The organism is Candidatus Uabimicrobium helgolandensis (assembly GCF_041508025.1).
In the GTDB taxonomy this organism is placed as follows: Bacteria; Planctomycetota; Uabimicrobiia; order Uabimicrobiales; family Uabimicrobiaceae; genus Uabimicrobium; species Uabimicrobium helgolandensis.
Window position 1 is genome coordinate 2,410,775 of record NZ_CP165719.1, and the last position, 12,490, is coordinate 2,423,264.

Below are 12,490 nucleotides of genomic sequence, written 5' to 3' on the forward strand. Positions count from 1 at the left end.
AACTCCTTTATAGTCCATACTTTCTGCGAATTTTTTGGTACAAACCATCTAATAGTTGTTCTCTAAATTTTATTTGTTCCAAACTCATCTTGGCTTCGCTTAAAATCGTTTGTTGCTCCTTAGCTAACTCACGCATTTGCATCTCTTCTTCCAACTTTTTACGAATCGCTTCTTTTTCTTTGCTTTCGTTAAAGTCTTGTACTTTTTGCAAGTTAGCTTGTATGAGTTTTTCCAACTCTTCTTCTTTTATTCCTCGCTCAATGAGCTCGCGAAAAAAGCCTAATGTTGCTGAGTTATTTCCAAGAAGTGCAACGTATTGACCTAAAATTTCATAGTTATGCGTACGTTGCTGAGTCTGTTTTCTACGCAACCACCACCTTATCAAATAAAACGGAAAAAATATTCCTCTAAAAAATAATTTAGAAAAAATATTATCTCGTTTAGCAATGGTTATAGGTACCATTATGAAGAAAAATATCGTACATAGTATTAACAGTTGTGTAGTTTCACTAAACATGGCTAAAACCTTTGTCTCTTATGTGAAAATTTTTTTAGCCCACTAGTACAGATTTTTAGGGCGTCTACACGCTCTATCGAAAACTTTTTTCTAATGCTAAAATACCAGGTAAGTCATTGCCTGCAAGTATTTGGATTAGCGCACCGCCAGACAGGCTTACGTAACTCAATTCGCTAGGCAAGGTATCAAATTTACTTAACATTTGTCCGGTATCCCCACCTCCCATAACTGAAAAAATGTTTGAGTTATTTCTTAAAAGCCCTAAAATTTCTTGCGAGCCTTTTGCGAAAAGTGGATTTAAATCGAACGCCCCTAATGGACCTTTCCAGTACGCCATATTACTATTCTGCAACACTTCTTTATACTTTTGTATAGTTTTTTCACCTATATCGAGTACAGCACCTTTTTCCCGCGCTTCTTGAGGAATTTCATCGACTAAGTATTCTATGCGCTCGCCATTTAGCAAATAGGCTACATCAACAGGCATAACAAAGGCGTCGCGGTGCTTATCAAGTAATTTTTGTAAGTTTTCTTTATAATCTAAAGTAGATTTTCCCTTAGAATCTTTTTTTTCTAGTGGAACACAGCTCGGTTTCCCTAAATCATAACCACCTAGGATTAAACAAAGAGATGAGAACAATCCTCCTGGAAGAATTTTGCTTACACTGTTATTTTGTAGTGCATTTTCCATTAATTGGAAATAGTCTTGTATTTTCGCTCCACCAAATATAAACGTAACGCGACCATCACCTGTTTGATTTTGCGCTAACAATTCTTTTATTTTCTTAGCACCTAATAACTCTTTTTCTACCGCGAGACCAGCAATATTTGGTATAGAAGAGAACCCTACAATAGACATATGAGCGCGGTGCGCTACTGAAAACCCATCAAGTACGTAGTAATCGATACCACTTTCAACTAAATCTACTATAAATTTTTGTTGGGCAAACTCTTTAGTGTCCATCTTAGCAGTTTCGTTTTGTAAAAAACGTAGATTCTCAAGAACAAGTATTTGCTGCGATTGCAGATCTTTAATCGTATTTTTCGTAGCGGCATTTAAACCTAAGTACTGTTCGTCGTAAGTATTTCCTGGACACAATAGTTTCGGTATTTGGGAATTTTGTTTTTGTAGCATTGAAAATAGCGGCCCTAAGGATACAAAACTTGTTTCGCCACCTCGTCCATTATGTGCACCTAAAACCACAGCAGCTCCATAACTAGTTAGTTTGTTTACTGTTTCGAACGCCTGCTCTATGCGCGATGTAAATGGCATCTCGCCGTTTTCAAGTGTAGTATTAGTATCGACGCGTACAAAAACTTTTTTACCTCTCAACTTGTCTTTAAAATCTTCTATTGTATAAAACTGCATTTGATCTACTTTCTCTTAATAGCTACCATTGTAATATCATCGCTTTGTTCACCATCTTCTATAAAGACAAATATGTCGTTATATATATTGTTGAGAATTTTATCCACAGGAAGCTTCGCGTACTCAACAGTAAGCTTGACCATTCTGTCTAAACCAAACATCTCATTAGAATCATTATTTTTCATTGATTCTGTAGTTCCATCAGTAAATAAAATGATGACATCACCTGGGTCCATGGTCAGTTTTTGCTCTTTTAAGTGTGTACTCACAAGTGAGTGCTTAAGACCAAGAACGACTCCACCAGCTTTCGAAACTCTACACTTTCCCTCTTTTGCAATGTAGTGAATAATATGTTCGTGCCCAGCAGAAGTAAACTTAAAGTATTTATTTTTTGAATCCCACAACATCAAAAGTAAACTCATGAACCGCCCTGTGCCTTTGATATCTTTTTCTAGTAGACGTGACAACTGATCCATAATTTCTTTTGTGGAACTATAAAAAGGGTTCAATGCGCGGATAAAAGAGCGAACTTCACTCATAATAAGACCAGCAGCAACTCCTTTTCCTGCTACATCACCAACACTAACAAAAATATCATCTGTCACTTTATCTGGAGGAATTTCTCGATAGAAATAATCGAAGTAATCTCCACCGATCTCTTTAGCACTTTGCATTAAACCGTACAATTGAATATCTTCGCTTTCAGGACGTTCTTTCGGAAGTAAACTACGTTGAATTTTTGTACCAATAAGAAGTTCTTGTTCGTGTGCTTTTTGCTTTTCTTTTTCTAATTGTCTCTCTATGTTTTCAAAAGCAGATGCTACCTGAGTGATAAATAACTCCAGCATTTCAGTGCCTTGACTCTGAGAGGATAAATCATCAATAAAAAGAATGCCCAGAGGGTTTTCTGCTAAAGAAATGGTCAAAAGGCAACCTTTATCCCACATAGAAGGTGTGGTTAGAATTTTGATAACCTGTGCTTTCTCTTCTTCTGTATGTACATTGAACTTACCACTACCTTCTTTAAAAAGCATTTGTCCTTCTTCGCGCATCGCTAAGAAAGCGTGATTACTTCCTGCTATTTGACAAGCCTCTTTGATAGTTGTCGCGCAAAGTTCCTCATGGGTCTGCGTATGAAATAATGAAGGTGTTATGAATAAAACGCGTTGTACATTATTTTGTTGTTTTTTGATTCTCTCCATCGCTAAAATTTGTTCGCGACGCAAATTCCAAGATACGACGAGGTTGCAAGCCGTTTGCATTAATTCCTCTTCGCTAAAAGGCTTTTTTATATAGAGCCATTCATCCTGAGATTCAAATGAATTCCTAACATCTGCAGAAACATCAATGCTAGTTTCATCTGTAACAATAGCACAGAGTAGAGATGGGAAGATGCGCTTGATTTCTCCAATTGTATTGGCTCCATCCATTTCACCTTGCATACTTAGATCAAAAAAACCAACGGCGATGTCCTGGGCGTTTGTTTTGGCTTCTAAAGCAGTACGTATTGCTGCTTTGCCTGACATAGCAGGATATACAGCATAATTTTGATCCTGTGACACGGAGCTCCATTTTGTGGTTATCGATGGTTCAAGCTGGTTAGAAGAATTTGAAAGTACTTTTTTGTATAATTTTAAAGTTTCTTCTTCGGCATCAACGCAAATTACATTCATGTTCCAGGTGTATTCACTACTCACACCACTTTCTCCTGAAAAGATTTTTTAGGGCGTGTTTTGTATAGGGATATGGAGGAAAATAATTTACCATTTAACATGATCCTTTATTCCTCAGCTTCGTTATTTTTCACTTACAGAATACTACTATGTGCGTTCAAAATGCCTAGCTAATGAATAAAATTTCTATGTAAAATTTAGTATATTATTTTTAGCCACACCTCTAAGGCATATTGAAAGAAATAATCCACTCATTTTGCTTGACCTTTTTGTCCACCAACTTTGTTATTTTTCACTTACAGAAATAGACTTATGCGCGTTCAAAATGCCTAGCTGATAAACAAAATTCTGGCGCAAAATTGGGGAGATTATTTCTTTACAGTGCCTAAAACAATATTGATTAAGAAATAATGTTTAGATTTGTAACCAGAAAATCGTTTTTTACTAGAGCATGTCAACATTTAAGTTATTGTATAATGTGGGTTGCTTTAGAGAGTCATTTGGAACTTTGAAAATGCAAAGTTATGTTTTGCAATTGAAAGTAACAAAGTTTAATCTCTAAAAGAGCCAAATTATAAGGAAGATAAATGTTGATATGCCTTAGTAACTTATTTTTTCATAATAGCACAACCCCTAGGTAATTGCTAGTCAAATATCATCCACCTCATCAACGAAATTTTACATAATGATATTTGATTAATTACTTTAAATACTTTAAAATAAAGAATATAATGAATGGCTAGGTTCTTGGTGACCAGCAAAATTCATGCAATTTTGTAACAAGGTTTTGTAAGTTATTTTATTTGCCCTTACTTTACACGCACTCAAATTAGGATGATGTATGGAAAAAGCTTTTAATCAACTAACAGCTCTAAGGAAAAAGCGCGATAAGCTTATTAGTACTCATTCTTGGGAAAAAGCGCTTAGTGTTGTCGATGAGATGATCAAGTTATATCCATCTCCTTCTTCATATACAAGACAAGGCATGCTGTTAGTTAAGTTAAATAGATACAGAGATGCAATAGCAAGTTTTAAACAAGCATTGAAAATAGACTCTGATTATCAACGTGCACGAGAAATACTGGTCAAGTTATCAGCGAAAATGGATGAGACTTGTATTGAAGCTTACCATAGTTTACTTGAATCAAATATACAGGAGAATAAGGAGTTTCACACTTCTGATGTGAGTGTAACTATGTTAGATTTAAAACCTAACGCTGAGAGCTCAATCATACCTCTCGTCGATATCTACGATACAGAAATCATTGAAATAACACCTTTATCTCGTCCGAATCTACGAAAAGTGACCGTTTCTGACAGTGTTGCAAACAAAAAATTTGGCCCTTATCAAATCATTGAAGTCGTTGGTGTAGGAGGTATGGGTAAGGTATATAAAGCTTTTCATCCAGAATTAGACAGAGAAATTGCAATAAAAGTGATGCATGCCGACGTTGAATCTCCTAAACAACGACAGCGTTTTTTTATTGAAGCTAAGCTAATGGCGAAACTTAATCATCCAAGCATAGCTTCTGTTTATGACGTTGGAACTATCGAAAAACAAAATTATATTGTGATGGACTATATCAAAGGAAAGTCTTTACGCACCCTTAATTTGGAAAAATCATTATCTCCAAAAAGATCTATTGAAATTATTCGTTTGTCAGCGCTCGCTATTGACTATGCACATAAAACAGGAGTTATTCATCGCGATTTAAAGCCCGCAAATATTATGGTTGATGAAGATACTAAACTACCTGTAATTATGGACTTTGGATTAGCAAAAGACTTACATCCTTCTGGAGAAGTAACAAAAAGCGGGGAAATTCTTGGAACACCTCGTTATATGTCTCCTGAACAAGCAGAAGGAAAACAGAGTATGATCGGTGCGCCGACAGACGTTTACTCTTTAGGAACGGTGATGTATGAGTTACTTACTCAACAGCCAGCGGTTCCAGGAAATGACCCGGCTGGTATAATTTACAACATTCTGTATCTAGAAGTCGTGCCACCGCGCAAAAAAAATCCACGACTGTCTCTTGGTATTGAAGCGATATGTTTAAAATGTTTAGAGAAAAATCCTAAATATCGCTATCAAACAGCAAAAGCTCTGGCCGATGATATAGAACGCCTTCTCAATGGCGAAATGATTGAAGCACGTTTAGGTTTTCGTCAACGAGTATTTCGCAAAATAAAAGCACGTAAAAACATATTTATATTCGGAACAATATTTATTTCTTCACTTGTCATTCTTGCTGTATCTATTTTCAGTGTGCGCATTATTCAAAACCAAAATTATGTTAAAGACGCGCGCCGACTTTCGCAAGTAAATATTAGTCAAGTAACAAATGCAAAAACACTCAAAGAAAAATTCACCAATATCGATTATGATGCTGCAGCACGTAAGCAACTAGAACATGAAGTTGAAGAATCAATAACCCATTACATGAAATCGCGTTTGTTGTTAGAAAAAGCATTAACAATAGCGCCTGATAATACCACTCTAAAACAAGAGCTCTATCACATTGAAAAAGAAATTGGTTTACTAGCACTTTTAGGAAAAAACTATATTTTGAGCGAACTTTCTTTTCGACGTTGCGAGATTTTATCAGACAAAGAGGAAGCAAAGGTTCTCGTTTCCATTGTTAAAAACTACAAAGATAAAGAGCGTGAAATTCAGATAGGACGCTTGCGTGAAATCATGCAAAAAATTAGTGAGTCACCTCCTGCGGCGGGAATGCTCGGCGAATATATAATTGAAATTGTACGTATGAGCAAGAGTTATATTGTACGCGCATTAATACCTTACTTGAAGTACGGCAACAAATGGCAAAGAGCTATTGCAATTGAATCTCTGGGAAAAATAGGTGATAAATATACAAAATACAAAGGCTTTGATGTTGTCGAATGGTTAATAACACAATTACAAGAAGAAAATATCAACCTCGATGAAGCTGAAAAAATTATTTGGGCCTTAGGACGTTTACGTGATGCGCGCGCCAACAAAATTGTTGATCAGTTTCGAACCAAAATGGGACAACACAGTGTTTTTTGGAATAAAACAGAAATCCCATACACTTGGATTCCGATGGAAAAAGTTAGCGCACCAACAGCTGCTGCTTATTATGAAAGAGGTAAAGGCTGGTTTTTAAAAGGAAATAGTGGAAATGCTATTGTTGATTTTAGTAAAGCTATTGAATTAGATCCTAAGTTTTTGCCAGCGTATAATGGCAGAGGAATTTGTTACAATAACAAAGGTGAGCTGGAAAAGGCGATAGATGATTATACAACGGCAATATCTCTTGATCCAGATTATGTGAAAGCTTACAGCAATAGAGGCGTTTGTTTTCAAGCTAAAAATAACTTTAGTAAAGCTATTTCTGATTATAGCGCAGCAATTACAATCGATCCAAATTTTCATTTTGCTTATGCTAACCGCGCGGAGTGTTACAAAATACAAAATAAAATAAATAAGGCTATAAAAGATTATAGCAAAGCTATTGAAATTAGTCCGCCAAATGAATACTACTATACTAGTCGCGGAGATGGATATTGTGATAAGAAAGACTGGAAAAAGGCGTTAGCAGATCACGCTACTGCAATCCAAATAAACAACAAATATGCTCCTGCCTATAGCAATAGAGCGCGTTGTTATAAAATTCGCCGCGAGTTCACTAAGGCTATTGATGATTATTCCTTAGCAATACAATTAAATCCACAAAGTGAAAATCTATACTTACAAAGAGCCTTGTGTTACAATGAAATAGACGACTACCTAAACGCAATCAACGATTGTTCTATCGCTATCCAAATCAACAACAAAAACGACAAAAGCTATCTACAAAGAGGAGATAATTACCGGCAACTTAAAAATTGGACTAAAACAATGGATGATTATAATTCGGCGATTAGCTTAGAATCCTCTTTTTCTGGTTATCTTAAACGAGCAATTCTCTACGGTGAAATAAAACAGTACGACATGGCAATTGACGATTTACGCAAATGCCTTACGTTTGAAAATATTGATGTCAATCAACAAAAATTACTCAAAAAATATTTCGCGAAATTTAGCCATGACTCCAAATAAAATAAAAAGTTTATATAATTTTACATTTGATGACCTTGCACAACACTTACAGAGCACATTTTACGCACGCTTAGTTTTTCAAAGTATCTATCAACAAAAAGTAGAATGTGTTTCCCAAATTACAATGAAAAACAAGAAATCTTTGATTGCCAACTATCCTCTAGATTTACCAGAAGTAAAATCCGTTATTACCAGTGAAGACAAGCATACGCGAAAATACATATTGCAACTGCATGATAAAAAGCTTATCGAAAGCGTGTGGATGGATTATGACGAACGCTGCACTGTTTGTGTAAGCACGCAAGTCGGATGTGCAATGGGTTGCGTTTTCTGTGCAACAGGTCAGATGGGTTTCAATCGTCATTTGACCACAGGTGAAATTATCGCCCAAATCATGTTATTAGAAAAACTAGAAAAAAATAAAGTGCGTAATGTTGTTTTTATGGGCATGGGAGAACCGCTACATAATTTTGCCTCAACTATGAATGCAATTGATATTCTCACTGATTTTCGTGCATTTGCCATTGCACGCAGACATATAACCTTAAGCACAGTAGGCCTTGTTCCGCAAATTCAACGTTTAATTGATGAACCGCAATCAGTAAATTTAGCAGTGAGTTTGCACGGTGCGACAAACAAAGCGCGAAACAGCCTTGTGCCAATAGGTAAAAAATGGCCACTAGAAGAACTAATGGATGTGTGTAGAGAGTACACTAAGCGTAAAAAAAAGCGCATATTTTTTGAGTGGACTGTAATTGCAAATGAAAATGATAGTATAGATGATGCACATGATTTAGCTAAACTTCTAGAAGGAATCCGCGCCCACATAAATTTAATTCCGTTAAACACAACAAAAGGTTATTCTGGAATTCCTGGAGCAGAAGTAAGAATTAAACAATTTCGCGAAATATTAAACAACTACAATATCCCTAACACAATCCGCCAGAAAAAAGGAATAGATGTCGCTGCTGGTTGTGGGCAGTTAAAAACGTGAATATCTCTTGAAAAGTTTAGGAGCAGTCATCAATTAAAACATTATACTGAAAAATTCGTAACTGTAATCGTAGTACTTAATAGAGCTGTTACAATAAAGGTCACAACTACGACTACGATGGTTATTAATATCTAAATTGATGGCACATCCTAAAGTAAAAAACTTTATTTTAAATGATTTGTTTATATTTGTAATAATCATAAGCCTCTATACATTCATTATCTATAATTACTACAAACATTATTCTGTTCTTTTGCGTTATAGTCAGTTTAATGTTTCGTTAGAAATAAATCTCTTGACTCATCAAGCTCAAAACACATTTAAAATTCTTTCTTCAGTATATCTTCATAGCCGTGGTGGTCTTCTAGACGAAGTAAGTGTTTCATTTGTTTTTGGGCTAACTTCATCGAACTTATATCATTCACTTTTTCTGATTGCCGAAAAAACTCAGCCCACGCTTGTGCTTCATACACTTGATACTCATGTAAGTGATCTTTACATAGAGGACATTTCATTGTTTCATAAGCTTGACGATACCCATCAATGCTTTTTAGTACGTTTTCTTTTTGTCGTTTGGGATTACTTTTTGTTTGAGCCTCTTGCAAAAGGTGATGGGCGTTTTCGACAAGAACAGCTGTAATGCGTCGTTTATTCCATGAGTACCAGCCGATAAAACAGCTAACGACAACAAGCACTGTAGATGCAACAAGAAGTATTTCTTTACGATTTTTGCGGCATATTCTCTTTATTTTGTCTACTAATTTGTAATTGCACGCTTTTACTTCTTTGTTATCGAGAAAATTTTGTATATCTTCTGCCAGTTCGCGAGCTGAATGGTAACGACTCTCTTTTTCTAACTGCGTGCACTTATTAATTATTGCACTAAGTTCTTTAGGAATTTTTCCAAATAGTCCACTTGAAGGTAGAGGCTCTAACTGTGCTTTTGATGCTTGAAGTACAGCCATTATTATGTTTTTGCCTCCGATTGCGCGCTCACCAGTAACCATTTCATAGAGAATAAGTCCAAGAGAATAAATATCGGAAAAGTGATCGAGCTCTGTGATCTTGCCTTTGGCTTGCTCTGGTGACATGTACTGTGGAGTTCCAATTATTTTACCTGTCATTGTTAGAAAACCACCTTCAGAACGCAAAGTAGAAATTGATTCTTCTTGAATAATGTCTTGTCCTTGCCCAATTACTTTTGCAATTCCCCAGTCCATCACCATTGTTTCCCCAAATTTACCTATCATGATATTCTCAGGTTTAAGATCGCGGTGAATTACTTTTTTCGAATGTGCATATTCTATGGCGTAGCACATCGAAAGAAATATTTGCAAGATTTTACTCATAGACCAATCTTGTGGATTTTCTTTTACTTTTATAAGAGTATCATCTAATGATTCTCCCTTGACGTATTTCATCGTGATGTATAAATTTCCTTGTTTATTAACTCCCACATCATGAATAGGTACAATATTTGGATGTTCTAATTGCCCTGCAATCTGTCCTTCTTCAAAAAATCGTTGCAACACTTCATTAGAGATGTTCTTATTATGTAGTAATTTTGTGGCAACAACGCGTTGTAAGTTATTGTCTTTCCACAAAACAACTCTTCCCATTCCACCACGACCAATTTCTTGCAACTCACTATATTTTTCGTTATTCATTTTTGTAATTTTGCGCGTTGTATGTTTTTGTTTTTCAAGTGCAGAAATACTTTTGTCTTCGTTATCTAGTAAGGTAAAAAAAGAACTTAAGGAAATATCTTCTGCAAATCCATCTATCGTTTTCATATTTTGTCGATTGCGATTTTCAGTCATATCTTTTCCTCCACATAAAATAAGAATTCTACATTGTGTAGTTGTCGTCCTTTTTAGTCGAGAGAAATGATACAAACCTTACAAACAATGCAATTTTGTAATTTATTTTAAAGAAAAACTAGAGTATTTCTTTAACTTTTAGCCAACAATTTAGCGCTCCAAATATTACCTTTTACCATTTTGATTAATTTGGTCAAAAGTTTTGACAGGACAACAACAAGAAATACATTTTTTTATACTAGGGCGTGTCATCATTCAATACAGATAAAAATATAACGGATTCATTTAATGATACGCCAGTAGTATTGAGCCCGAGCCCGTTTGCGAGCCCGCGCCCGAAAACTTTTTGAGAGCGACAGAAAGTGATTTATTGGTTCAATACTAGTTTTTTGCGATGGAAAAAGAAACTTTGCTTCTTTGATAAATTGTTAGTGAAAGTTTCGGAAACGGGCTCGCAAACGGGCTCGGGTTCGAAAAAACACACAATATTTTGAATGATGACACGCCCTACTATCCATAGTAAAAGAATTATAGATACACATCTCAAGTTTAATTGACAGAACTACGCACTATTTTGTCAAAAAAATAGATTAAACCCTACTTGTAATAGAAAAATCATTTACAACGTTTGCGTTTTCTAAAAATGAACTTCATATCGATTTGACAAAGGTCTTAAAAAAATTTCAAATTGAGTTATTAAAATGATATAATTTTTAATAGATAAGGGATTATCTTTTATAGAATTTTTAAAAGGAATGAAAAATGAAAAATGAAAAAATTACAATAGAAGAATGGGTCAAAAATTTGGAAGAGTATACTATTGACCAATCTTTTTCAGCAATATCGAGTGTTTGGCTTGAAAAAAACAAAAACATGATAATTGATAGTGAAAATGTTGACGTACTAGAAATTGCTTTAGAGAAATTTTATGATATGTTTGGAGAGGAATTTGCTAACTACATGGAAGAGTTAACTTCGAATTTCGTAGGGGCCGCGAGAAGTCAATATCCTAACAAAAAAGTATCAGTTTAATAAAGTATGCCCTGTCAAAAAGGGCATTTTTTATTAATTGCCTACGATGTTTTATAAAATTTTGTAAACTTTTGGTTATTTATCCGACAAAATACATATAACTATTTTAGTTTTTTTGGAAGATAGCTTTCAAAAAAGGTAGAATTAGGAAAATATCTATATTTACAATAAAATTAATTGGGAGCTAAACATGTCAAAAACAGTTATTTTTTTCCTTAGCTTATGCGTAGCGGTCACATGTTATGCTAACGAAGTAGCTACTAAAGGAGCAGAAGTTGGTAAATGGACCATGGATGTCGACGCTGCTTATAAACTTGCAAAGCAAAAACAACTTCCGATACTCATGAATTTTACAGGTTCTGATTGGTGCGGCTGGTGCAAACTTATGGATAAAAACGTTTTTGCTGAAAACTCATGGCAAACATATGCACAAAAAAATCTTGTTCTTGTGACAATTGATTTTCCGTCAAACCCCAATATTGTTCCAGAAGAATACAAACAACGCAATAAAAAGCTACAAGAGAAGTATGGTGTTCGTGGCTACCCTACATATGTACTACTAAATAAAAGCCAGGAAGCGATTGCGCAATTAGGAGCAGGGAAAGAAAAAACAGCAGAAAGCTTTCGTGGTGAAATTGATGCTGCTATTCACTTATCTCCTGCTGGTATAGAAGCAACTCTAAAAAAGCTAAGTGGTGAACAAAGAAAGCAGTACAAGGCTTTACTGAAAAAAAATCTAGAAATAAATGACTCTCTTGAAAAATGGATATCAACTCGTCCCGAAAGAAATGAAGCAAACTTAAAAAAATACAATCAATTTGTTGCAAAAATAACTGCTATTGAAAAAGAATTAAAAAAATACTGGTAAGCAATCTAGTGTTTTAAAAATTTATGACTGATATAGAAAATCCTAATCGTATTTTTTGTTATAAAGTGTGATTAGGATTCACATTAAACATAAATATTTATAGGTATCTCAATCAGAAAAAGAGCGCAATTAG

At 35.0% G+C, this 12,490-nt stretch carries 8 protein-coding genes; 4 read left to right on the forward strand and 4 right to left on the reverse strand.

What is annotated here, in order from left to right; all coding sequences use genetic code 11:
* Positions 1–7 precede the first annotated feature (7 nt).
* From UABHE_RS08840 to UABHE_RS08850, 3 genes are all read right to left on the reverse strand, one after another.
* On the reverse strand, positions 8–517 hold the full coding sequence (locus UABHE_RS08840; RefSeq protein ID WP_372369886.1) for a hypothetical protein: 510 nt from the start codon (positions 515–517) through the stop codon (positions 8–10).
* Between the two features lie 73 nt (positions 518–590).
* On the reverse strand, positions 591–1,886 hold the full coding sequence (gene pgk, locus UABHE_RS08845) for a phosphoglycerate kinase (protein WP_372369887.1): 1,296 nt from the start codon (positions 1,884–1,886) through the stop codon (positions 591–593).
* A gap of 5 nt (positions 1,887–1,891) precedes the next feature.
* Positions 1,892–3,583 carry a SpoIIE family protein phosphatase gene (locus UABHE_RS08850; protein WP_372369888.1) on the reverse strand — a complete coding sequence of 564 codons (1,692 nt, stop codon included), beginning with the start codon at positions 3,581–3,583 and terminating at the stop codon, positions 1,892–1,894.
* A gap of 817 nt (positions 3,584–4,400) precedes the next feature.
* Here UABHE_RS08850 and UABHE_RS08855 point away from each other — a divergent pair.
* Positions 4,401–7,643 carry a tetratricopeptide repeat protein gene (locus tag UABHE_RS08855; protein ID WP_372369889.1) on the forward strand — a complete coding sequence of 1,081 codons (3,243 nt, stop codon included), beginning with the start codon at positions 4,401–4,403 and terminating at the stop codon, positions 7,641–7,643.
* The gene (rlmN, locus tag UABHE_RS08860) at positions 7,582–8,637 is read left to right on the forward strand and encodes a 23S rRNA (adenine(2503)-C(2))-methyltransferase RlmN (protein ID WP_372369890.1); all 1,056 of its coding nucleotides are present in this window, start codon (positions 7,582–7,584) and stop codon (positions 8,635–8,637) included. Before UABHE_RS08855 ends, rlmN begins: the two co-directional genes overlap by 62 nt.
* A gap of 320 nt (positions 8,638–8,957) precedes the next feature.
* Here the strand turns inward: rlmN and UABHE_RS08865 are convergent, their stop codons facing one another.
* Positions 8,958–10,457 carry a serine/threonine-protein kinase gene (locus UABHE_RS08865; protein ID WP_372369891.1) on the reverse strand — a complete coding sequence of 500 codons (1,500 nt, stop codon included), beginning with the start codon at positions 10,455–10,457 and terminating at the stop codon, positions 8,958–8,960.
* 762 nt (positions 10,458–11,219) lie between these two features.
* On the opposite strand from UABHE_RS08865, the gene UABHE_RS08870 reads away from it, so the two are divergent.
* Both UABHE_RS08870 and UABHE_RS08875 read left to right on the forward strand, forming a co-directional pair.
* Positions 11,220–11,489, forward strand: a complete 270-nt coding sequence (locus UABHE_RS08870; RefSeq protein WP_372369892.1) for a hypothetical protein — start codon at positions 11,220–11,222, stop codon at positions 11,487–11,489.
* Positions 11,490–11,679: 190 nt separating this feature from the next.
* Complete coding sequence (locus UABHE_RS08875; protein WP_372369893.1) at positions 11,680–12,357, forward strand: thioredoxin family protein; 678 nt, start codon at positions 11,680–11,682, stop codon at positions 12,355–12,357.
* The last annotated feature ends 133 nt before the right edge of the window (positions 12,358–12,490 follow it).

Bases quoted from the DNA above. Each gene is read 5' to 3' on its own strand.
- UABHE_RS08840 (WP_372369886.1), bottom strand. From the start codon at position 517: ATGTTTAGTGAAACTACACAACTGTTAATACTATGTACGATATTTTTC.
- pgk (WP_372369887.1), bottom strand. From the start codon at position 1,886: ATGCAGTTTTATACAATAGAAGATTTTAAAGACAAGTTGAGAGGTAAA.
- UABHE_RS08855 (WP_372369889.1), top strand. From the start codon at position 4,401: ATGGAAAAAGCTTTTAATCAACTAACAGCTCTAAGGAAAAAGCGCGAT.
- rlmN (WP_372369890.1), top strand. From the start codon at position 7,582: ATGTCAATCAACAAAAATTACTCAAAAAATATTTCGCGAAATTTAGCC.
- UABHE_RS08865 (WP_372369891.1), bottom strand. From the start codon at position 10,457: ATGACTGAAAATCGCAATCGACAAAATATGAAAACGATAGATGGATTT.
- UABHE_RS08870 (WP_372369892.1), top strand. From the start codon at position 11,220: ATGAAAAATGAAAAAATTACAATAGAAGAATGGGTCAAAAATTTGGAA.
- UABHE_RS08875 (WP_372369893.1), top strand. From the start codon at position 11,680: ATGTCAAAAACAGTTATTTTTTTCCTTAGCTTATGCGTAGCGGTCACA.